The sequence below is a fragment of the Dryocola sharpae genome (assembly GCF_051307055.1).
GTDB lineage: Bacteria > Pseudomonadota > Gammaproteobacteria > Enterobacterales > Enterobacteriaceae > Dryocola.
Genome location: NZ_CP149994.1, coordinates 2,783,113 through 2,807,105 on the forward strand (window position 1 = coordinate 2,783,113; position 23,993 = coordinate 2,807,105).

General features: G+C 54.6%; 15 protein-coding genes. 8 read left to right on the top strand and 7 right to left on the bottom strand.

Translation table 11 applies throughout. The features are described from left to right. Positions 1-12: 12 nt before the first annotated feature. Positions 13-594 (bottom strand): dCTP deaminase, encoded by a 582-nt coding sequence (gene dcd, locus WLO31_RS13370; protein ID WP_435927090.1) that lies wholly within the window; start codon positions 592-594, stop codon positions 13-15. 163 nt (positions 595-757) lie between these two features. Then, positions 758-1,399 carry a uridine kinase gene (gene udk / locus WLO31_RS13375; protein ID WP_435927092.1) on the bottom strand — a complete coding sequence of 214 codons (642 nt, stop codon included), beginning with the start codon at positions 1,397-1,399 and terminating at the stop codon, positions 758-760. Positions 1,400-1,761: 362 nt separating this feature from the next. Here udk and WLO31_RS13380 point away from each other — a divergent pair, with 362 nt between their 5' ends. After that, the gene (locus WLO31_RS13380) at positions 1,762-5,094 is read left to right on the top strand and encodes a diguanylate cyclase (RefSeq protein ID WP_435927093.1); all 3,333 of its coding nucleotides are present in this window, start codon (positions 1,762-1,764) and stop codon (positions 5,092-5,094) included. Between the two features lie 84 nt (positions 5,095-5,178). On the opposite strand, the gene WLO31_RS13385 is transcribed toward WLO31_RS13380, so the two are convergent. The 5 genes from WLO31_RS13385 to alkA form a co-directional block, all read right to left on the bottom strand. Then, positions 5,179-7,065: a polysaccharide biosynthesis protein gene (locus WLO31_RS13385; RefSeq protein WP_435927094.1), complete on the bottom strand. Its 1,887-nt coding sequence runs from the start codon at positions 7,063-7,065 to the stop codon at positions 5,179-5,181. A 25-nt stretch (positions 7,066-7,090) separates the two neighbouring features. Next, positions 7,091-7,666 (bottom strand): acetyltransferase, encoded by a 576-nt coding sequence (locus tag WLO31_RS13390; protein ID WP_435927095.1) that lies wholly within the window; start codon positions 7,664-7,666, stop codon positions 7,091-7,093. A gap of 2 nt (positions 7,667-7,668) precedes the next feature. Continuing rightward, the gene (locus tag WLO31_RS13395; protein WP_435927096.1) at positions 7,669-8,703 is read right to left on the bottom strand and encodes an MraY family glycosyltransferase; all 1,035 of its coding nucleotides are present in this window, start codon (positions 8,701-8,703) and stop codon (positions 7,669-7,671) included. Then, the gene (locus WLO31_RS13400; RefSeq protein ID WP_435927097.1) at positions 8,703-9,647 is read right to left on the bottom strand and encodes an NAD-dependent epimerase/dehydratase family protein; all 945 of its coding nucleotides are present in this window, start codon (positions 9,645-9,647) and stop codon (positions 8,703-8,705) included. The genes WLO31_RS13395 and WLO31_RS13400 overlap by 1 nt, the downstream gene beginning before the upstream one ends. A 159-nt stretch (positions 9,648-9,806) precedes the next feature. Next, positions 9,807-10,652, bottom strand: coding sequence for a DNA-3-methyladenine glycosylase 2 (gene alkA / locus WLO31_RS13405; RefSeq protein ID WP_435927098.1), 846 nt, complete (start codon positions 10,650-10,652; stop codon positions 9,807-9,809). Positions 10,653-10,784: 132 nt separating this feature from the next. Between alkA and yegD the strand changes: the two genes are divergently transcribed. The 7 genes from yegD to baeR all read left to right on the top strand — a co-directional run bounded on the left by yegD (position 10,785) and on the right by baeR (position 23,431). Then, positions 10,785-12,143 (top strand): molecular chaperone, encoded by a 1,359-nt coding sequence (gene yegD, locus WLO31_RS13410; RefSeq protein ID WP_435927099.1) that lies wholly within the window; start codon positions 10,785-10,787, stop codon positions 12,141-12,143. A gap of 318 nt (positions 12,144-12,461) precedes the next feature. Beyond that, on the top strand, positions 12,462-13,700 hold the full coding sequence (locus WLO31_RS13415; RefSeq protein WP_435927100.1) for an MdtA/MuxA family multidrug efflux RND transporter periplasmic adaptor subunit: 1,239 nt from the start codon (positions 12,462-12,464) through the stop codon (positions 13,698-13,700). Continuing rightward, the gene (locus WLO31_RS13420) at positions 13,700-16,825 is read left to right on the top strand and encodes an MdtB/MuxB family multidrug efflux RND transporter permease subunit (RefSeq protein WP_435927101.1); all 3,126 of its coding nucleotides are present in this window, start codon (positions 13,700-13,702) and stop codon (positions 16,823-16,825) included. The genes WLO31_RS13415 and WLO31_RS13420 overlap by 1 nt, the downstream gene beginning before the upstream one ends. Beyond that, positions 16,822-19,902 carry a multidrug efflux RND transporter permease subunit MdtC gene (mdtC, locus tag WLO31_RS13425; RefSeq protein ID WP_435927102.1) on the top strand — a complete coding sequence of 1,027 codons (3,081 nt, stop codon included), beginning with the start codon at positions 16,822-16,824 and terminating at the stop codon, positions 19,900-19,902. The genes WLO31_RS13420 and mdtC overlap by 4 nt, the downstream gene beginning before the upstream one ends. Beyond that, positions 19,903-21,312: an MFS transporter gene (locus WLO31_RS13430; RefSeq protein ID WP_435927103.1), complete on the top strand. Its 1,410-nt coding sequence runs from the start codon at positions 19,903-19,905 to the stop codon at positions 21,310-21,312. It begins immediately after the preceding gene. A 2-nt stretch (positions 21,313-21,314) separates the two neighbouring features. Further along, positions 21,315-22,712 (top strand): two-component system sensor histidine kinase BaeS, encoded by a 1,398-nt coding sequence (baeS, locus tag WLO31_RS13435; protein WP_435927104.1) that lies wholly within the window; start codon positions 21,315-21,317, stop codon positions 22,710-22,712. Continuing rightward, positions 22,709-23,431, top strand: coding sequence for a two-component system response regulator BaeR (gene baeR / locus WLO31_RS13440; protein WP_435927106.1), 723 nt, complete (start codon positions 22,709-22,711; stop codon positions 23,429-23,431). The genes baeS and baeR overlap by 4 nt, the downstream gene beginning before the upstream one ends. Positions 23,432-23,993 lie beyond the last annotated feature (562 nt).

Here is a 23,993-nt window from a genome sequence, read left to right on the forward strand (position 1 = left end):
ACGGGCGTTAACTCAGTCTTTATCAATACGACTGGCTACCGCACCTTGCTGATCGCGGTACTTCGCATCCTGGCGGCGATTATAAGGACGCGCGGCGGGCCCAGAAAGAGGTTCGAAGCTGAGCGCGCCGATCATCATGCCCGGGCGTAAAGCCAGAGGTAATTTACCGGAATTATAGAACTCGAGCACAATGCAGCCATGCCAGCCCGGATCGATACGATGCGCGGTAACGTGAACCATCAGTCCTAAGCGAGCCAGCGAGGAGCGGCCATCCAGCCAGCCCACCAGATCGGCAGGTATCGTGACCGACTCAAGCGTAACCGCCAGCGCCAGCTCACCCGGATGCAGGAAGAAGGCTTCGCCCTCGTCAAGCACAATTTCGTCACTCATCACGCGTTCCAGCGCCTCGGTAACCTCATCTTTTGGACCGCTAAGGTCGATGAATGCCGCTGTATGCCCGCTGAAGGTGCGGAATTTATTTCCCAGGCGTACATCGACGGTCGCGCCGTTAATGCGCTCAACCGGCGGACGCGGTGTAATCGTTAAACGCCCGTCGTCAAGCCAGGCTTCAATATCTCGGTCACACAAACGCATCGCGGATTCTCCTTATCAGGCACAGTTATGTTTACCCTGCCACACCGGGCGTTAGATATCCACGGAACGACAGATAATTACAGGGAATTCATTGCATTTTGCGAGCGTGTTTCGAACTCTTATTCATCAAAGCACGCCCGCAACGGGCCATCAGGCGGTGAGATTATTCAAAGAATTGGCTAATTTTAGCTTTCAGAATATCGATAGCAATGCGGTTTTTACCTCCGCGAGGGACGATGATATCGGCGTACTGTTTTGAGGGATCGATAAACTGCAAAAACATTGGGCGGACGGTCTTCTGATACTGAGCCATCACCGAGTCCATCGACCGGCCACGCTCGTTGACATCGCGCTTCATGCGGCGCATCAGGCAGATATCTAACGGCGTATCGACAAAAATAGAGAAGTTCATCTCTTCTCGCAGCCGGGCATCCGTCAGTAACAAAATCCCTTCCAGAATAATGACTTTTTTCGGCACCAGGTGAATGGTGTTAGCGGTGCGGGTATGTTCCACATAACTGTATACCGGCAGCTCAATGGCTTTGCCGGCTTTCAGCATCTGCAGATGCTGAAACAGCAGATTATGGTCCATCGCGCTGGGGTGGTCATAGTTGGTTTTAACGCGCTCTTCCATCGACAGATGGCTTTGATCTTTGTAGTAGCTATCTTCTGGAATTACACCAATGTGTTCGTCACCGACCTGGTCGCGCAGTTCGCGATACAGTGTGCTGGCAATGAGACTTTTACCTGAAGCCGATGCGCCGGCTATCCCGATGATGACGCATTGATGGGACTTGTCAGTCATGTTGTTAACGAGCCTTGTAGACTTAATGTTAAGGAAGGGCGACGCAAGTAGCGTCAAACGCGGCAATTATAGGGATAACCGCCGGGTGATACCAGAATAATGGTTATCCGCGGAAGATTTTGCGCAAGCAGCGAGCTCTGATAACGATAATTTGCAGCACGGCTTCACCGGGACGATAGCGTGCCGACGGCAGCAAATGAAAATAAGCCCGGAGCGGCCGCATTTTTTATAACACCTTGATGTTAAATTATGAGCAGACGCCATAGGAATTGTAAATTGTTTGTACTAGCATAAACCGAACCTATCCTATTTTTGCATCCGGGCATGCACCTGGCGGCACTGCCTTAACGGATTTTGCTGGAATGACCAAAAATAATATCCATCAGCAGGGCACTATTCCACACAAGTTGCTCCTGCTGTGCCTGGGATTACTGAGCTTTATTTTTACTTTTTACTCGCTCAAGTTAACTCCCGCCGGCGCCCTGCTGGCACCGTTATGGTTCCCAACCTCGGTGATGGCAGTCGCCTTTTTCCGCAATCCACCGCGTCTGTGGCCTGTGATAGCCGTTTTTTGCTCGGCGGGCAGCGTGAGTGCTACGGCATTTTTGCTGCCGCTGAAGGAAATAAACCTGATTTTTACCGTTATCAATGTTATTCAGGCTCTGATAACGGCGGTGCTGATGCGCCGCTTTTTGCCCCTGCATCATCCCTTGCAGAACCTCAACGGCTGGATTCGCCTTACTTTTTGTAGCGCGATAGTACCGCCCATTTTGAGCGGCCTGCTCGCCGTCTGGCTGGCGGGCCCTGAAGACGGCGGTGCGGCAAAAATGCTCTTCGTCTGGGTACTTTCCGAAGCCGTCGGGGCGCTGGCGCTGCTCCCGGCGGGCCTGCTCATCAAGCCTCGTTATTTCTGGCGATCTTATAATCCGAAGCTGCTATTCGAAGCGTTGATTACCTTTGCTGTCACCCTTGCGCTGAGCTATCTCGTTATACGCTTTGTCCCCTGGCCCTTCACCTTTATTATCGTTCTTTTGATGTGGAGCGCCATCCGGCTGCCGCGTCTGGAAGCCTTTACCATTTTCCTCGCCACGCTGATGGGCGTCTCTTTAATGATGTCCGCCAGGGGCATTGCGATGGAGATACCGCATCTGAAGATGGTGGATAACTCCCAGTGGCTCCCCTTCCTGATGATTTTGTTCCCGCTCAACGTGATGACGATGTTGATGTATTCCTTTCGCGAAGAGCGTAAACACATCACCGAGAGCGAGGCACGTTTTCGTAATGCGATGGAATATTCCGCCATCGGCATGGCGCTGGTGTCCATTGAAGGCCAGTGGATTCAGGTTAATAAATCGCTGAGCAATTTTCTGGGCTATACGACAGATCAGCTACGCGCGCTGACCTTCCAGCAGATCACCTATCCGGAAGACCTGCATGCCGATCTTTACCAGCTTGAGATGCTGCTTGCCGGAGATATCAACAGCTATTCGATGGAGAAGCGCTATTACACCAGCGAAGGAGACGTTGTGTGGGCCCTGCTGGCTGTTTCCGTGGTCCGCGACACCGATGGCTCTCCCCTTTATTTGATAGCCCAGATTGAAGATATCAACGATCTTAAGCACACCGAGTGGATCAATAAACGCCTGATGGAACGCATTACGCTTGCAAACGAAGCCGGCGGTATCGGGATCTGGGAATGGGATCTGGCAAGCGACGTGATTAGCTGGGACAAACGCATGTTCGATCTCTACGAAGTGCAGCCGCACGTGAAGCCCAGCTATAAGCTCTGGTCGGAGTGCATCATCGCTGAAGATCTGCCGCAGGCTGAAAAAATTGTGCATGAGTCTTTGCGGGCGCGCATGCCGTTCAAGCTGGAATACCGCATAAAAGTTGCGGACGGCATTCGTCATATACGCTCTCTGGCCAACCGGGTGCTGAATAAAAACGGTGATGTGGAACGCCTGCTCGGCATCAACATTGATATGACCGAGGTCAAGCAGCTTAACGAAGCCCTGTATCAGGAAAAAGAGCGCCTGCACATCACGCTGGATTCCATCGGCGAGGCGGTGATTTGTACCGATATCGACATGAACGTCACCTTTATGAACCCGATAGCGGAGAAACTCAGCGGCTGGCCGCAGGACGAAGCGATTGGCCAGCATATCCTTACGATTTTACGCATCACCTTTGGCGATACCGGCCCGGCGCTGGGAAACATCCACAGCGGCGATTATTCGCGCATGGCCATTGAACAGGATGTGGTGCTCCACTGCCGTAACGGCGGCAACCATGATATTCATTACAACGTTACGCCGCTGACGACGTTAGATGGACAAAGTATCGGTTCGGTGCTCGTTATCCAGGACGTTACCGAGTCGCGTAAGATGCTCAAACAGCTTAGCTACAGCGCCTCGCACGACAGCCTGACGCACCTTGCCAACCGCGTAAGCTTTGAAAAACATCTCAAGCGCCTGTTACAAAGCGCAGGCGAAAATCGACAGCGCCATGCGCTGGTATTTATCGATCTCGACAGGTTCAAAGCGGTTAACGATACCGCCGGGCACGCCGCCGGTGACGCGCTGCTGCGTGAACTCTCTTCCCTGATGCTGAGCATGCTGCGCACCGGCGATTTCCTTGCAAGGCTCGGCGGCGATGAGTTCGGCCTGCTGCTGCCGGATTGCTCAACGGATAATGCCCGCTATATTTCTGAGCGTATTATCAACAGCATTAACGACTATCACTTCGTCTGGGATGACCGCCTGCATCGTATCGGCGCCAGCGCCGGGATCACCCAGATTGACGCCGACAACAAAGTGGCCTCGGAAGTCTTGTCCCAGGCGGATATCGCCTGCTATGCCTCGAAAAACAGCGGCCGCGGACGCGTTACCGTCTTCGAAGTACAGCAGCATTACCTGCATAAAAGCCGCAGCGCGCTGGCTATAGATGAACAGTGGCGCATCATTAATGAAAACCCGATTCTGATGCTTGCCCAGGCCGCCGCGCCGCCGCGCGTGCCTGAGTCCACCAGCTTTTATCTGCTGTCGCTCAAGTTGTGGAGCAGCGAAGGAGAAGCTATAGAAGAACAAAGCTTCCGCAACGGGCTTATCGAAAGCGAGCTGCAGCACGCCCTTGACCGTCGGGTGTTCAACGAATTCTTCCTTCAGTTTGCGGCGCAGTTCGCGCAGAAAGGTTTCGGCATTGCGCTTCCACTCTCTCCTGCCGGGCTTGCAAGCGACGCTTTTATCGATGAACTGCTTGCCATGCTGGATGGCAGCCCGCTTCCGGCTCGTCTGCTGCACCTGCAAATCAGCAGCGAATCTTTGCTGACCGAATACGAACATATGCAAAAAAATCTGCAGCGTCTGCGCGACCGGGGCTGCCAGATGATTTTGTCCCACACAGGCCGGGATCTGGACATTTTTGAACGCATCGGCCGCCAGGCTTTCAGCTACCTCATTATCGATAGCGAGCTCATCCAGAACGTGCACTGCAACCTGATGGACGAAATGATGGTGACCATTATTCACGGCCATGCGCAACGCCTGACGCTGCAGGCCATAGCAGGTCCGGCGGATTCGCCGATGGTGATGGATACCCTTTCCGGTATCGGCATAGAGTTGATTTATGGCGAAACCATCAGCGCGCCGCAGCCGTTGACCATGCTGCTGAATACCGGTTATTTTGCGATTAACTGATAAGGTAACCGGAAATAAACCGCCTCAGAAACTGCATAAAAAACGGCGCTTTTCCAGCGCCGTTTTTAAATTGCATCTCAGATTTTATACTTCGCGTGCTTTCCAGATAACATCGCAAATTTCATCAGTTGGTTTAAAACCAGTTGGCGCCTTGAGTAATAACTCCCTGATGCGCTCTTGATCAAAATGAGTACACGCGATATTTAACTCATCCAGGTACTTAGCAAGTTCTGGCCATGACAACATCACTTCATTTGCAGTCATGATGCGTGGATGTTGTGTAACCGAAACATTTTCACCAATTAATAGCTCTTCAAAGAGTTTCTCACCCGGCCGTAAGCCGGTCGTTTTGATCTCAATATCACCATCTACATTGGACGCGTCACGAATCGTTAGCCCACTGAGTGTTACCATTCTGTGTGCCAGGTCGATTATTTTTACGGGCTCGCCCATATCAAGCACAAATACATCCCCACCATTGCCCATGGCGCCCGCTTGAATGACCAACTGGGCAGCTTCAGGTATTGTCATAAAGTAGCGAATGATATCTGGATGCGTCAGAGTTATCGGGCCTCCCGCATCAATTTGCTTTTCAAACAGAGGTACAACAGAACCGGAAGAACCGAGCACATTACCAAAGCGAACCATACTGAACGTGGTTGCTGAATGCTGTGCAGACAAGGCTTGCAGAACGAGTTCCGCCATGCGTTTTGTCGCGCCCATTGTATTAGTCGGACGAACAGCTTTGTCAGTTGAAATGAGAACAAAGTTAGCTACCTGGCACTGAATTGCGGCCTGGGCACAAGCTAAAGTTCCGAATACATTGTTGCGCACACCATCAGCCACGTTGTATTCAACTAATGGCACATGCTTGTAGGCAGCAGCATGGTAAATTGTTGCTACGTGAAGGCGTTGCAAAACTTTTTCGATATGCGCCTGGTTCTGGACATTTCCCAGAACCGGATAAAGCATAATAGTAAGTTTATGCTCTGCGATATAGGCTGCAAGCTCACGTTCAATAGCATACAAAGCAAATTCAGACATCTCATACAACACTAACGCTTGTGGGGCGTTACGCAGAATTTGACGACATAATTCGGAACCAATTGAACCGCCAGCTCCTGTAACCATGACAACTTTTGCGTGTATATTTTTGGCTATTAGCTCAGGTACAGGATCGACAGGATCTCTGCCAAGTAGATCGGTAATGGATACTTTTTTCAAACTATCTATTCTGGCTTTGCCTTCTACAAGCTCAACCATGCCCGGAATGGATAAGACTTCACAAGGCAGGCCTTCAAGCATTTTGATGACTTCATTTTTCCGCGAACGGCTGGCGCTTGGCATCGCAAGAAGGATCTTTTTCACCTCGTATTTTTCAACCAACCAAATCAGTTTTTCCGGTGCATATACCGTCACACCGTGCATGACGCTGCCTTGTAGAAGTGGATTGTCATCAACAAAAGCAACCGGATAATATTCAGCAGCTTGACTCAAGGCTGGCAGCAGTTGCCGACCCGATGCGCCAGCACCATAGATAATCACTTTGGTACCTAATCGCAGGCCTCGGCTGATAATCATTCTGAGTGCAAGTCGCGAACCCGCAATCATTAACATACCAAAGGAGAAATAGATGAAAGGAATAGTACGTGGCAGGTAAACGTTAGTGTAAAACGCCGTAACAATAAGCAAGATCGCTGAAGCCACCATACCGACACTTACTGCAACTAAGACTTTAGCTGTGATATATCGTATAACGGCACGATACAACCCCAACTTAACAAAAAAAACCAAAGTAATCAATATAATAGATAAAATCAATTCCCAATGCGGCAGGCTGTTTAGCGGGGTCATAGAATCTATACGCACCCAAAATGCAAACCAAAAAGCACAAAGCAAAAGGACAACATCAATAGCCAGAGTAATGATTCTTTTTAATGGTCTGGGTAACGTCAGTAAAAAAGTTAGCATATTTTTAACCAATTCATTGCGAGCATCATGCTCGCGATTTCAAAGTTGATCCAGCAGCATAAGTAACGTGAGACTCGGCAAGAGCCCCAAAGCCTCCGCATGAACCAGCCTGTACAAAAGCGCCTTTACCAATATGACATCCGCCCGCCAGTTGTACTCCCACACCCAGATGAGCAAATTCCTCTACCACACCGTTGTGATCCACCGTTGAGTTAGAATTGATAATCACCCCATCACCAATTTGGGTCTGCGAACCGATAACCACACCAGCAAACACAACGCATCCTTTGCCAAGTTGCGCTGAAGGACTTATCCATGAACCCGGATGAACCAGCGTTTCGAGTTCAAAACCTCCTGCCAAAGCGTGTAATTGTAAATTCCTTCTTACCCTGTTATTACCAATACCAATAACAACATGAGTAAAATTTTTATGGCTTTTAAGGCTGTCAATAGGTCCAAGTATCATAGCGTTCAGATTTTTTTCCTTCTGCCAGGCGTCATCCAAATAAGCAATTTGACTATATTGACCTGACAGAATAGCCAGTTCGGCGATACACCGACCATGACCACCCGCCCCCAAAATTAACAGGCTCTTGTTCATGCTTATTCCTGCCCCTTATCTTTAACACCGGCACCATAATAATATGCTGTTGCTATTAATGGCAGCCAGGCAATCAATACACCTACCACGCCTGTCACCTTCCCATTGGCTATCAGCAACGCGAAAGGCAGCAACCATACGACGTTAATAATGAAAGCCCCAATGGTGACAGGTTTATGTGATCCATATTTACGGGCAAGTATTTGATAGGTATGGCTGGCATGAGCTTCGTATACTTTTTTCCCCCCTATTAGCCTGCGTAAAAGAGTCATCGTAGCATCGACGATAAAGATCCCCAGCAGGCAAATTTCGGCCAGGAATAGTTTGCTATCGAGTAAGGCTATATGCAGAACAATCAAACCAATTGTTATGCCAAGAAACCCACTTCCTGCATCACCCATAAAAATTTTCGCGGTTGGAAAATTCCAGAAGATAAATCCCAGAGCGGCACATCCCAACAATAAAAGTATAGCAACCTGGCTGGTTTCCATGGTATTCGGCACACTGCATACCATCACAACGCCGGACATCAAGGCAAACATAATAGCTTCCATACTTGCCAGGCCGTTAATGCCATCCATGAAATTATAAAGATTAAGCATCCACGCCAGATATACCAGACCGAAAAGCATCCCCAGCCACCCAGCAGAGAATTGATAGCCAAAAAGATCAATTACTGGGAATTGCCCAAGAAAATATAAACCTATGGCGGCGGCAAGAAAGTGCATCAATAAGCGCCAGCGGGCAGCAATATGGCCATGATCGTCAAGGAAACCAACTATGGCGGTAAATATGCCTGCAATAAATAACGAAAGCATCTGGAAAAGAGGCACAATGCCGATTATGTAAAATAAAACGATGCCGACCAGGAAACCAACAACTATCGCCACCCCGCCGCCTCGTGGCGTGGGAACCGAATGAGAGCTTCGTTGATTTGGTACATCTATCACGTTATTTTTTAATGCGTAAACACGTAAACCCCATGTAAGCACAAAAGCAAAAATGAATACAGCAACTGCTCCAACGAACTCCAACATTATTTATTTTCCTTAGAATAAAACGCTGCAGTTTTTTCCATTGTTTCATAAAGAGTTACTGGAGCCTGCCAGTTAAGAAGCCGAGCGGCTTTGGTTGAGTCAATTTCTAATGAACCAAAAAGTTGTTCATAGATATTCTCTTTGCCAATCGCCTTCAACCCAAATTTTATAATCGGAGATGGGAACCAGATAATTCTGGCTGGTTTGTTCATGCCGTTAGCAAAAGCGCGGATAATATCTTCGGTTGTCGGTTTTTCTTTATCTGCAAGCACAAATAATTCATTTTTTGCCAGAGGATTTTCAATGCATGTAATAATAAAACTAACAACGTTATCTAATGAGACCATACCGCGTTTATTTTTAACCCCTTTGAAAGGAAGCGGAACACCGCTTTCAACCAGTTTGAGTAAACGTAAAATATTGCCTGGAGCATTCTCTCCACAGATAAGCGCAGGGCGAATGATGGTAATAGCCATTGAGGTATCAGCAAATTGTTCTTTTAAAGCTAGCTCAGCCTCTAATTTTGAAATGGCATAATCAGAGGTGGTTACGGGTTTAGATATTTCGCTAAAAGATTCGCCTGAAGTGGCATTCCCATTAACACCAATCGAACTAATAAAAATAAAGTGCGTAACACCAGCAGCCTTTGCGTCATGGGCAAGCTTAAGCGTGGCATCGCGATTTACCCGACGAAATTCAGTCAATTTATCATCAGCCTGATCGTTCATCATATGAGCGCGCCCGGCTGTATGTATAACAACATCAACCCCATGGAGGGCTTCAGACCAATCCGTTTGCTCTGAAATCTCTCCGATATTGATCAGTTCAGGCATTGACTGTAGCGAACGTCGTGACGTCCCTGTAACCTCATAATTTTTGACTTTGAGTGCTGTCATTAGTTTGCTACCGACAAAACCCGTCGCCCCTGTCACCAAAATTTTCATAGTTTACCCTTTCTAAGTTAAGCGCTTTAAAGGCCGGACATAAGCAGAACTAAAGTTTGTTTAAGGTTTTATAGGAATTACAACGCAAGATTTTCATACTTACCGAATTGAGTTACAAGTTGTAATCCTGTTTTTTTAATCCAATTTCATCTTTATAGTTTAGTTTTTCGGCAGCCAGCCGTCGCTGTACCAGATATGCAGCAGGGCGTAAGAGCGCCAGGGCTGCCAGCGCTCCGCGTAGCGACGGATCCCGGCGGGCGTCATACCAGCAAAGCGCTGTTTAATCAGGTAATCGTCGGGTAAAAATACGTCGCTTGCCTGCCAGCCGCGTAACGCAAAATAGTTTGCCGTCCAGCGTCCTATACCAGGCAGGGCGATCAGTTGCTTCACCCCCAGCTCAACGTCCGCCGGAGCCGTCAGCGGAAACGCTCCGGCGTCTACCAGCCGTGCCAGATTAACGATCGACGCTGCCCGTTTTAACGGCATCCCTAACGGCTTTAGCTGCTCAGGCTCCAGTGCCGCAAGCCTGCAGGCCGTGGGAAAAAGGCGCCATTGCGGGAAGCCTGCCAGCGGTTCCCCAAAGCTCTGCGCTACTTTCCCCGCGAGTTTCGCCGCCATCGCCACGCTCACCAGCTGTCCCAGAATGGCCCGAATCGCCTGTTCAAAAGCCTCCATGCAGCCCGGCAGTCGCAGCCCGGGGCGCGCCTGGGCCAGTTCGCCCAGGCTTTCCAGCAGCAGCTGGGGCCTGCGATCCAGATCGAGCAGCTGCCTTATTCTTACCAGCACCTCTTCCGCTACCGGCAGCAATCCGGCGGATAACGTTATCTTCAGCACGCGGCGCTTTTCATCAGGTTCGAGCGCAATCAGCCCCTGATGCTGGCCCAGGGCAAAGCTGCGGCAATAGCGCGTCGGCGTCACGGTTTCAATGCCGGAAATCGCACGCGCGGCCAGAAAACTGAACATCCAGTCCCAGTCATAAGGCGGGTGATAGCCAAGCTCAAACATAGTCTGTTCCCGTGTAATTTTATGGGGTTAGCATAATAGTAAATGCCGGATATTGCCTTGCTTTGATATTCAGTTGCCCGCGACGACGCATTCCGCTAAAGTCGCCCCCCTTCTCACCGGCATGGGGATATTATGCAATTTATCGGCTTTGATTATGGTACGGCAAACTGTTCAGTTGCGGTGATGCGCGATGGCGCACCACAGCTTCTGGAAATGGAAAATGGTTCTTCCCTGCTTCCCTCCATGCTGTGCGCCCCCACGCGCGAAGCGGTCAGCGAATGGCTTTATCGCCACCATCAGGTTCCGGCGAATGGCGATGAAACGCAGGCGCTGCTGCGCCGCGCCGTGTCATTTAACCGCGAAGAAGATATCGACGTCCTGCCAGGCAGCGTGCAGTTTGGTCTGAGTTCGCTGCGTCAGTATATGGAAGATCCTGAAGAGGTTTACTTCGTAAAGTCGCCGAAATCATTTCTCGGCGCCAGCGGGCTGAAACCACAGCAGGTGGCGTTATTCGAAGATTTAGTCTGCGCCATGATGGTGCATATTCGCCAGCAGGCGCAAACGCAGATAGCGGAGCCCATTAACCAGGCGGTGATTGGCCGTCCGGTTAATTTCCAGGGTCTGGGCGGTGAAGAGGCTAACCGGCAGGCGCAGGGCATCCTTGAACGTGCGGCGCATCGCGCCGGGTTCCAGGAGGTGGTGTTTCAGTTTGAACCCGTTGCCGCAGGGCTTGATTTTGAGGCCTCGCTCAGCGAAGAGAAACGGGTCCTGGTCGTTGATATCGGCGGCGGCACCACGGACTGCTCTGTTCTGCTGATGGGGCCGCAATGGCGCACCCGCCGCGATCGCGAGCAGAGCTTGCTCGGCCACAGCGGCTGCCGCGTTGGCGGAAACGATCTCGACATAATGCTGGCATACAAGCAGCTTTCGCCGCTGCTTGGCATGGGCGGGCAAACGGAAAAGGGGATCGCCCTTCCCGTATTGCCATGGTGGAACGCCGTGGCCATCAACGATGTTCCGGCGCAGAACGAATTTTACAGTACCGCTAACGGAAGAATGCTGGGCGAGCTGGTGCGCGACGCGCGCGAACCGGACAAGGTAGCGTATCTGCAAAAGGTCTGGCGTCAGCGCCTGAGCTATCGCCTGGTGCGGGCGGCGGAAGAGAGCAAAATAGCCCTTTCCGACAGCAAGCAGGTTGCCACGATGCTGCCGTTTATCGCCAAAGAGCTGGGCTGCGACATCACGCAGGCAGAGCTTTCAGTCGCTATCAGCCAGCCGCTACAGCGCATTCTGGAGCAGGTTATGCTGGCGCTGGAAACCAGCGATGTGAAACCGGAGGTGATCTATCTCACCGGCGGCAGCGCCCGATCGCCGATGATCAAACATGCTCTGGCGCAGCTGCTGCCGGGCATAGCGCTTGCCGGGGGCAATGATTTCGGCTCGGTAACCGCCGGCCTTGCCCGCTGGGCCGAAGTGGTGTTTCGAAGCTAAGCGATAAGCCGTGGGGAAACTCACGGCTATTTCACCTCTAAGCGCTTTACGCCTTCCGGAAACTCAATTTGCAACGAGAGCGCGCCGTCAGGCGCTTCAATCTTTCATATTGGTGAAAGGGGAGCCGAAGCCACAGTTTATTGATGATTTTTTAAGCTGGATACCGCTCGCCGATGGTTATGCGAAGCGCCCCGAAAAAAAGCGCCCAATCAGATTTATCCCTACAGTACTTCATATTTCCTTCATTTTTCAGCGCCCGCGGGTCTCTACACTAGTATCATTAGGGCTAATCGTTTCAGGAAGAGAAGACGTATAACTATGAAAGGTACGCACAACATCCGTTGGTTGTTAATTGCGGGGATTATTATCGTTGCCGCCGCGGCCGTTTATTTCTGGCGCAGTGGCGAGTCTGGCGGATCTCAAGCGCAGCAATCTGCCCGGCAGCAGGCTCCCGGCGGCGGGCGTCGCGGCGCCCTTGCTCCCGTTCAGGCAGCCACGGCGACCAGCGAATCCGTACCACGTTATCTTACCGGCCTTGGCACCATTACCGCGGCGAATACGGTTACCGTGCGAAGCCGCGTGGATGGACAACTGCTGGCGATTCATTTCCAGGAAGGAGGGCAGGTAAAAGCCGGCGATTTGCTGGCTGAGATCGATCCAAGCCAGTTCAAAGTCGCGCTCGCGCAGGCGCAGGGGCAGCTGGCAAAAGATCGGGCAACGCTTGCCAATGCCCAGCGCGATCTGGCCCGCTACCAGCAACTGGTGAAAACCAACCTCGTTTCCCGTCAGGAGCTGGACGCGCAGCAGGCGCTGGTGAGTGAATCCGCAGGCACGTTAAAAGCGGATGAAGCCGCCGTTGCCAGCGCGCAGCTACAGCTCGACTGGAGCCGCATTACCGCGCCGGTTGACGGTCGTGTCGGCCTGAAGCAGGTCGATGTCGGCAACCAGATTTCCAGCGGCGATACCACAGGCATTGTGGTACTGACCCAAACACATCCTATCGATCTGATCTTCACGCTGCCGGAAAGCGATATCGCCACCGTGGTGAAAGCGCAAAAAGCGGGCAACGCCCTGAGCGTTGAAGCCTGGGATCGCACCAACAAGCGGAAGCTCAGCGTCGGCAGCCTGCTGAGCTTAGATAACCAGATAGACGCCACCACCGGCACCATCAAACTTAAAGCCCGCTTTAATAACGAAGATGACGCGCTGTTCCCGAATCAGTTCGTCAACGCCCGCATGCTGGTCGATACCCAGCAAAACGCGGTAGTTATCCCGACGAGCGCGCTGCAGATGGGTAACGAAGGCAACTTCGTCTGGGTATTGAATGCCGATAACAAAGTCAGCAAGCATCTGGTCACCACCGGCATTCAGGACAGCCAGAAAGTGGTGATTTCCGCCGGGCTTTCCGCAGGCGATCGCGTAGTCACTGACGGAATAGACCGCCTCACCGAAGGGGCGAAAGTGGAAGTGGTAGAAGCCCATTCGGCTACAGGCAGCACAGCGGAAAGCAAAGCGGACGAGAAGCCTGCGCACAAACGTAACGGAGCAAACTCCTGATGCAGGTTTTACCTCCCAGCGCAACGGGCGGGCCATCCCGCCTGTTTATTCTGCGTCCGGTCGCCACCATGCTGCTTATGCTGGCTATTCTGCTGGCGGGAGTTATCGGGTATCGCTTCCTGCCGGTTTCCGCGCTGCCGGAAGTGGACTACCCAACCATTCAGGTGGTCACCCTTTATCCAGGCGCCAGCCCGGACGTTGTGACCTCCGCGGTTACCGCTCCGCTGGAGCGCCAGTTTGGGCAGATGTCCGGCTTAAAACAGATGTCCTCGCAAAGCGCGGGCGGCGCCTCCGTGGTCACGCTCCAGTTCCAGCTCACTTTACCGCTGGATGTGGCCGAGCAGGAGGTACAGGCCGCGATTAACGCCGCCACTAACCTGCTGCCATCCGACCTGCCAAACCCGCCGGTCTACAGCAAAGTGAATCCGGCGGATCCGCCCATCATGACGCTCGCCGTCACCTCCACCGCCATGCCGATGACCCAGGTTGAAGACATGGTGGAAACACGTGTGGCGCAGAAGATTTCTCAGGTGTCCGGCGTCGGCCTCGTCACCCTTTCCGGCGGGCAACGCCCTGCGGTACGCGTGAAGCTGAACGCCCCCGCCCTTGCAGCGCTTGGATTAACCAGCGAAACGGTCCGCACCGCCATTACCAGCGCAAACGTCAACTCCGCAAAAGGGAGCCTCGATGGCCCCGAGCGCGCCGTAACGCTTTCCGCCAACGATCAGATGCAGTCTGCAGAAGAGTACCGCAACCTGATTATTGCTTATCAGAACGGCGCGCCGGTTCGCCTTGGCGATGTGGCAACGGTGGAACAGGGCGCCGAAAATACCTGGCTCGGCGCCTGGGCCAATAAGCAACAGGCGATAGTGATGAACGTGCAGCGCCAGCCCGGCGCAAATATCATCGACACCGCCGACAGCATTCGCCGGCTGCTGCCGACGCTTACCCAAAGCCTGCCGAAATCGGTTGAAGTAAAGCTGCTGAGCGACCGCACGACCAACATCAGCGCCTCCGTAACGGATACGCAGCATGAGCTGATGCTCGCCATCGCGCTGGTAGTCATGATCATCTACGTATTCCTGCGCAACGTGCCCGCGACAATAATTCCCGCCGTAGCGGTGCCGCTGTCGCTGGTCGGCACCTTTGCGGTAATGGTTTTCCTCGATTTTTCGATTAACAACCTGACGCTGATGGCGCTCACCATCGCCACCGGCTTTGTGGTGGACGACGCGATTGTGGTTATCGAGAACATCTCGCGCTATATCGAAAAAGGCGAAAAGCCGTTGGCCGCAGCGCTCAAAGGCGCGGGTGAAATCGGCTTTACGATTATCTCGCTGACCTTCTCGCTTATCGCGGTTCTTATCCCGCTTTTGTTTATGGGAGATATTGTCGGCCGTCTGTTCCGCGAGTTTGCCGTGACGCTTGCCGTGGCGATTTTAATTTCCGCCGTTGTCTCGCTCACGCTCACGCCAATGATGTGCGCGCGCATATTAAGCCATGAATCGTTACGCAAACAGAACCGCTTCTCGCGCGCAAGCGAACGCTTTTTTGAACGCGTTATCGCCGCTTACGGGCGCATGTTAACTAAGGTACTGCATCATCCTTGGCTCACGCTTGGCGTGGCGCTCGGCACGCTTGCCCTTACCGTCATGCTGTGGATATTCATTCCGAAAGGCTTCTTCCCGATTCAGGACAACGGCATAATCCAGGGCACGCTTCAGGCCCCGCAGTCCGTCTCGTTTGCCAGCATGTCCCAGCGCCAGCGGCAGGTTGCCGACGCGATAATGCAAGATCCGGCGGTGGAAAGCCTGACGTCGTTTATCGGCGTCGACGGTACGAACCCCTCGCTGAACAGCGCTCGTTTGCAAATTAATCTTAAACCCCTTGCCGACCGCGATGACCGCATCAAAGCCGTCATTGAACGCCTGCAAACGAATGTGGCAAAAGTCCCGGGCGTACAGCTTTATCTGCAGCCGGTTCAGGATCTCACCATCGATACCACGGTCAGCCGCACGCAGTATCAGTTCACGCTGCAGGCCACCTCGCTGGAGGCGCTGAGCACCTGGGTGCCGCAGCTGATGAACAAGCTGCAAACGCTGCCGCAGCTTTCCGACGTCAGCAGCGACTGGCAGGATCGTGGGCTGGTGGCGTACGTTAACGTCGACCGCGCCAGCGCCAGCCGCCTGGGCATTTCTATGGCAGACGTCGACAATGCGCTCTACAACGCGTTCGGCCAGCGTCTGATTTCCACCATTTACACGCAGGCCAATCAGTATCGCGTGGTCCTTGAGCACGATACCAGCGCCACGCCGGGCCTGAGCGCGCTGGATAATATTCGCCTGACCGCGACCTCCGGCGGCACCGTGCCGCTCAACGCTATCGCCAAAGTCGAACAGCGTTTTGCGCCGCTTTCGGTGAATCATCTCGATCAGTTCCCGTCGACGACGATCTCTTTTAACGTCCCGGATAATTACTCGTTAGGCGAAGCCGTACAGGCGATTACCGATACGGAAAAAGAGCTCTCGTTCCCGACGGATATCACCACCCAGTTCCAGGGCAGCACCCTCGCCTTCCAGGCGGCGCTCGGCAGCACTATCTGGCTGATAGTCGCCTCCGTGGTGGCGATGTACATCGTGCTGGGCGTGCTGTATGAAAGCTTTATCCACCCCATTACTATCCTTTCGACGCTGCCCACCGCGGGCGTCGGGGCACTGCTTGCGCTGATGCTGGCCGGGGCGGAGCTGGACGTGATCGCGATTATCGGCATCATCCTGCTTATCGGCATCGTGAAGAAAAACGCCATCATGATGATCGACTTCGCCCTGGCGGCGGAGCGCGAACAGGGGATGGCGCCGTATGAAGCTATCTATCAGGCGTGCCTGCTGCGCTTCCGTCCGATTCTGATGACCACGCTGGCCGCCCTGCTCGGCGCGTTGCCGCTGATGCTGTCTACCGGCGTTGGCGCCGAGCTGCGGCGCCCGCTGGGGATCGGCATGGTCGGCGGGCTGCTGGTCAGCCAGGTGTTAACGCTGTTTACCACGCCGGTTATCTACCTGCTGTTCGATCGTCTGTCGCACTATACCCGCCAGCGATTTGGCAAGCGTGAGGAAGAAGCTCAGTGAAATTCTTCGCTCTGTTCATCTACCGGCCCGTCGCGACGATCCTGCTGACCCTCGCCATTACGCTGTGCGGCGTGCTGGGCTTCCGTCTGCTGCCGGTCGCCCCGCTGCCGGAGGTGGATTTTCCGGTGATCATGGTCAGCGCTTCGCTGCCGGGGGCCTCCCCGGAAACCATGGCCTCCTCGGTTGCCACCCCGCTGGAGCGTGCGCTGGGGCGAATCGCGGGCGTTAACGAAATGACGTCGTCCAGCTCGCTGGGCAGCACGCGCATCATTCTGGAGTTTAATTTCGACCGCGATATCAACGGCGCGGCGCGCGACGTGCAGGCCGCGATCAACGCGGCGCAAAGCCTGCTGCCAAGCGGAATGCCGAGCCGCCCCACCTATCGCAAAGCCAACCCGTCCGACGCGCCGATAATCATTCTGACGCTGACGTCGGATACGCTTTCGCAGGGGCAGCTTTACGATTTCGCCTCCACGCAGCTGGCGCAGACCGTCGCGCAAATTGACGGCGTGGGCGATGTCGACGTCGGCGGCAGCTCATTACCGGCAGTGCGCGTCGATCTCAATCCGCAGGCGCTGTTTAACCAGGGCGTTTCGCTGGATGCGGTGCGCACGGCGATAAGCAACGCCAACGTGCGTCGCCCGCAAGGCGCGGTGGAAGAGCACTCCCGGCGCTGGCAGCTACAGACCAACGACGAGCTGAAAACCGCAGCGGAATATCAGCCGCTGATCGTCCACTACAACAACGGCGGCGCGGTGCAGCTGCGCGATGTGGCAAACGTCACCGACTCGGTGCAGGATGTGCGAAACGCCGGGATGACCAACGCTAAGCCCGCTATTTTGCTGATGATCCGCAAATCGCAGGAGGCGAACATCATCGAGACGGTCGACAGGATTCGGGCTAAAGTTCCGCAATTGCGGGAAACCATTCCCTCCTCCATTGATTTGCAGATCGCGCAGGATCGCTCGCCGACCATTCGCGCCTCGCTTGCCGAAGTTGAGCAATCGCTGGTCATTTCCGTCGCGCTGGTCATTCTGGTGGTCTTCCTGTTCCTGCGTTCCGGCCGCGCCACGCTTATTCCCGCCGTCGCCGTGCCGGTCTCCCTGATCGGCACCTTTATCGCCATGTACCTGTGCGGATTTAGCCTCAATAACCTCTCGCTGATGGCGCTTACCATCGCCACGGGTTTTGTGGTGGACGATGCAATTGTGGTGCTGGAGAACATCTCTCGCCACCTTGAGGCCGGCGTGAAACCGCTTCAGGCGGCGCTGCAGGGCGTGCGCGAAGTCGGGTTCACCGTCCTTTCCATGAGCCTCTCGCTGGTCGCCGTCTTTCTGCCGCTGCTGCTGATGGACGGCTTGCCTGGCCGTTTATTTAAAGAGTTTGCCGTCACGCTTTCGGCGGCTATCGGTATTTCGCTGGCGGTTTCCCTGACCTTAACGCCGATGATGTGCGGCTGGCTGCTGAAGAACAAACCGCAGCATAAGCCGAACCGCAGCCGTGGTTTTGGCCGCATGCTGGTGGCGATGCAGCAGGGATACGGCCGTTCGCTTAAGTGGGTGCTGAACCACGCGAAGCTGACAGGACTGGTGCTGCTCGCCACCATTGCGCTCAACGTCTGGCTGTATATCGCCATCCCGAAAACCTTCTTCCCGGAGCAGGACACCGGGCGGCTGATGGGCAATATTCAGGCCGACCAGAGCATCTCTTTCCAGGCCATGCGCGGCAAACTACAGGACTTCATGAAGATCATTCGCGAAGACCCGGCGGTGGATAATGTCACCGGCTTTACCGGCGGCTCGCGGGTGAACAGCGGGATGATGTTTATCTCCCTCAAGCCGCTTAGCGAACGTAAAGAGACGGCGCAGCAGGTCATCGACCGGTTACGCAAAGCGCTGGCAAAAGAGCCGGGCGCCAGCCTGTTTCTGATGGCCGTGCAGGATATTCGCGTCGGCGGTCGTTCTGCCAACGCCAGCTATCAGTACACGCTGCTGTCCGACAACCTCGCCGATCTGCGCGAGTGGGAACCGAAAATCCGCCAGGCGCTGGCAAAGCTGCCGCAGCTTGCCGATGTCAACTCGGACAGCCAGAACAACGGCGCGGAAATGGATCTCATCTACGACCGCGAAACTATGTCGCGGCTGGGTATCAGCGTAAACGATGCCAACAGCCTGCTGAATAACGCCTTCGGGCAGCGGCAGATTTCAACGATCTATCAGCCGCTTAATCAGTACAAAGTGGTGATGGAAGTCGATCCGCGCTATACCCAGGATATCAGCGCGCTGGATCAGATGTTCGTCATCAACAGCGAGGGTAAGCCCATCCCGCTCTCCTGGTTCGCGAAGTGGCAGCCGGCAAACGCGCCGCTTTCGGTAAACCATCAGGGCCTGTCGGCAGCCTCGACGGTTTCCTTTAACCTGCCAACTGGCGTTTCGCTAAGCGAGGCCAGCGAAGCTATTGACCGCACCATAACGTCTCTGGGCGTGCCGTCGACGGTGCGCGGCAGCTATGCGGGTACGGCGCAGGTGTTCCAGGATACGATGAAATCGCAGCTGATGCTGATTCTGACGGCCATTGCCACCGTCTACATCGTGCTGGGCATTCTCTATGAAAGCTACGTTCACCCGCTGACCATTCTCTCAACGCTGCCTTCGGCGGGCGTCGGGGCGCTGCTGGCGCTGGAGCTGTTCGGCGCGCCTTTCAGCCTGATCGCGCTGATCGGCATTATGCTGCTGATTGGCATCGTGAAGAAAAACGCCATCATGATGGTGGACTTTGCGATAGACGCGCAGCGTAACGGCAATCTGTCGCCGGTCGATGCCATCTTCCAGGCGTGCCTGCTGCGCTTCCGCCCGATTATGATGACGACGCTGGCCGCCCTGTTCGGCGCTCTGCCGCTGGTGCTGACCAGCGGAGACGGCGCCGAGCTGCGCCAGCCGCTGGGCATCACCATCGTCGGCGGTCTGATCGTCAGCCAGCTGCTGACGTTGTATACCACGCCGGTTGTCTATTTGTTCTTTGAGAGTCTACGTTTACGTTTTGCCCGAAAAAATCGTGAAGATGAGGTGCTGAGCTAAATGACCGACCTGCCCGCAGCCGTTCGCTGGCAACTGTGGATCGTGGCTTTCGGCTTCTTTATGCAGTCGCTGGACACTACCATTGTTAATACCGCCCTGCCCGCAATGGCGGCAAGCCTGGGGGAGAGCCCGCTGCATATGCATTCGGTCATCGTCTCCTATGTGCTGACCGTGGCGGTCATGCTGCCCGCCAGCGGCTGGCTCGCGGATCGGGTCGGGGTGCGCAATATTTTCTTCACCGCCATTGTGCTGTTTACCGCAGGCTCCCTGCTTTGCGCCCACGCTTCGACGCTCGACGGGTTAGTTATGGCCCGCGTGGTGCAAGGCATCGGAGGAGCGATGATGGTACCGGTAGGCAGGCTAACGGTGATGAAAATTGTGCCGCGCGAACAGTACATGGCGGCGATGACTTTTGTCGCCCTCCCCGGCCAGGTTGGGCCGCTGCTTGGCCCGGCGCTGGGCGGCATACTGGTGGAGTATGCTTCCTGGCACTGGATCTTCCTGATAAACCTGCCCGTGGGAATTATCGGCGCTGTCGCCACGCTCTGGCTGATGCCGAATTACACCATGCAAACCCGCCGCTTTGACGTGCCGGGCTTTTTGCTGCTGGCGTTTGGTATGGCAGCGCTGACTATCGCCCTCGACGGGCAAAAAGGGCTGGGAATTTCTTCTCTCGCCCTCGGCCTGCTGGTGAGCGCCGGCGCGCTGGCAATTATGCTCTATCTGTGGCACGCCCGCGGCAACGACAGAGCGTTGTTCAAACCTGGCCTCTTTAAGACGCGCACCTTTTCACTCGGCCTGTTCGGCAGCTTCTGCGGACGTGTCGGCAGCGGCATGCTGCCCTTTATGACGCCGGTCTTCCTGCAAATCGGCCTCGGTTTTTCGCCCTTCCACGCCGGTCTGATGATGATCCCGATGGTGCTGGGCAGCATGGGGATGAAGCGCATCGTGGTGCAGGTCGTCAACCGCTTCGGCTATCGCCGGGTGCTGGTCGCCTCAACGCTTGGGCTGGCGCTGATTAGCCTGCTGTTTATGGCAACCGCTCTGCTCGGCTGGTACTACCTGCTGCCGGTGGTGCTGGTTATCCAGGGGATGGTCAACTCGGTACGCTTTTCTTCCATGAACACCCTGACGCTAAAAGATCTGCCGGACGACATGGCAAGCTCCGGCAACAGCCTGCTGTCGATGGTAATGCAGCTTTCCATGAGCATTGGCGTTACCGTCGCCGGGATGCTGCTTGGCATGTATGGCCATCACCAGATAGCCCCGGACAGCCCGGTGGTGCACAGCGTCTTTCTTTATACCTATCTGAGTATGGCGGTGATTATCGCCCTACCCGCGCTGGTCTTCACCCGCGTACCCAGGGACACCACAAAAAACGTCATCATCTCGCGGCGTAAAAGGAGCTAATCATGACATTCTGGCGGCCGGGCATTACCGGCAAGCTGTTTCTCGCCATCTTTTCCACCTGCCTGCTGGTGCTGGCTATCATGCACTGGGGCGTGCGGCTGAGCTTCGAGCGCGGGTTTATCGACTACATCAAACACGGCAACGAACAGCGTCTTGAAATGCTGGGAGATGCGCTGGGCGAACAGTACGCGCTGCATGGAAACTGGCAGTTTTTACGCCATAACGACCGCTTTATGTTCCAGATCCTCAAATCGTTTGAGCACGATGAGGATGGACGCAACCCGAACATGCCGCCGCACGGCTGGCGCACGCAGTTCTGGGTAGTGGATCAGAATGACAAGGCGCTGGTTGGCCCACGCGCGCCGGTGCCGCCGGATGGAACTCGTCGCGCCATTAAGGTTAACGGACGCGACGTGGGCTGGGTTATCGCCTCCCCCGTTGAGCGGCTGACGCGCAATACGGATATTAATTTTGACCGCCAGCAGCGGCGCACCAGCTGGATTATCGTCGCGCTCTCCACCCTGCTGGCCGCGGCGGCAACTTTCTTTCTGGCGCGTGGCCTCCTTGCGCCGGTTAAACGGCTGGTTGAAGGCACGCACCGGCTGGCCGCGGGCGACTTCACCGCTCGCGTCGACTCCACAAGCCAGGATGAGCTGGGCAAGCTGGCGCAGGATTTTAACCAGCTTGCGAGCACGCTCGAAAAAAATCACAACATGCGCCGCGCCTATATGGCCGATATCTCCCACGAACTGCGCACTCCGCTGGCGATTTTGCGCGGCGAGCTGGAGGCGATTCAGGACGGCGTACGCCAGTTTACGCCGGAATCGGTGGCTTCATTGCAGATGGAGGTCGCCACGCTCACCAAGCTGGTGGACGATTTGCACCAGCTGTCGCTCTCGGATGAGGGCGCGCTGGCCTACCAGAAAAAACCCCTCGATATCATCACCCTGCTGGAAGTGGTTGCAGGCGCCTTTCGTCAGCGCTTTGATTCCCGCGGGCTCTCCATTCGCCTCGCTTTACCCGATCGCGTCACCATTTTTGGCGACAGCGACAGGCTGATGCAGTTGTTTAACAACCTGCTGGAAAACAGCCTGCGCTATACCGACGCGGGCGGTCAGCTATTGATTTCAGGCGAGATAATACAGCAGCGCTTCGTCATGACGTTTGCCGACAGCGCGCCCGGCGTCAACGACGAGCAGCTGCCTATGCTTTTCGATCGCTTTTACCGCACGGAAGGCTCGCGAAACCGCGCAAGCGGCGGTTCCGGTCTTGGGTTATCCATCTGCCAGAACATCGTCAGCGCCCACGGCGGCACCCTGAAAGCCGGCCATTCGCCTTTCGGCGGCGTTAGCATTACAGTAGAATTACCGTTGGATTCAGAATCAATGAGAAACGTATGACCGATTTTCCGATTGATGAAAATGCCCCGCGTATTTTGATTGTTGAAGATGAGCCGAAACTGGGGCAGCTGCTTATCGATTATCTGAAGGCCGCAAGCTACGCCCCGACGCTGATTAGCCACGGCGACCAGGTGCTGCCTTATGTCCGCCAGACGCCGCCTGATTTAATTCTGCTGGATTTAATGCTGCCCGGCACTGACGGCCTGACCCTGTGCCGCGAAATCCGGCGTTTCTCGGAGCTGCCCATCGTGATGGTCACCGCCAAAATCGAGGAGATAGACCGCCTGCTGGGGCTGGAAATTGGCGCTGACGACTATATCTGCAAGCCTTACAGCCCACGGGAAGTGGTTGCTCGCGTTAAAACCATTTTACGCCGCTGCAGGCGTCAAAAGGACTCCGCCGCGCAGGGCGAAGAAAGCCCGCTGATTATCGACGAAGGCCGCTTCCAGGCAAGCTGGCGCGACAAAGCGCTGGATTTAACGCCGGCGGAGTTTCGCCTGCTGAAAACCCTCTCTCACGAGCCGGGTAAGGTATTTTCACGCGAAATGCTCCTGAACCACCTTTACGACGATTACCGCGTGGTGACGGACAGAACCATCGACAGCCATATTAAAAATCTGCGCCGCAAGCTCGAAGCGCTTGACGAAGAGCAATCGTTTATCCGCGCGGTGTATGGCGTGGGGTATCGCTGGGAGGCGGACGCCTGCCGCATGGCTTAAACTTCGGGAATGCCTCTGGCTGAGGCATTTTATTGGAACCCCGCGCCAGAAAAACGCAAAAACTCGACCCTGTACGCACTTTTTACGGCTATTTTCCCTCATTAAATGAAGCAAATCACATAACTGTACGTTTTTTAACCCAGCCTCTTTTTATTTCCAAAAAATTCCATTAAAAATAAGCCGTGCTCGATTTTTCACCAAATCCGGCACGGTCAGGAAGCCATACTTTAAAAAGGAGAAAGGGATGAAAGAGATAGAAACACGTCAGTACCATACGGTTGCAGGGGGCTATGGGGAACAATGCGGCCGCGGCCCGTCAAGCGCCAGCTCAAATGGATGCTCATCGGGAGGCTCTTCCGGGTCCAGAGGTGGAAGCGCGGGAAACCGAGCCCCGCAAATTACTAACGGCAAAGGCAAAGCAGGAAGCGGAGTGCTGGCCGGCGGCTTCTTCTCAAACAATCCGGGTGCATCAAGCGCTGGCTCCCGCGGCTGTACGGGCGGAAAAAGAGAAGTTGGCTCCAGCCGCTAATTTTTATCTGGTCTTACCGAACAGAAATTATTC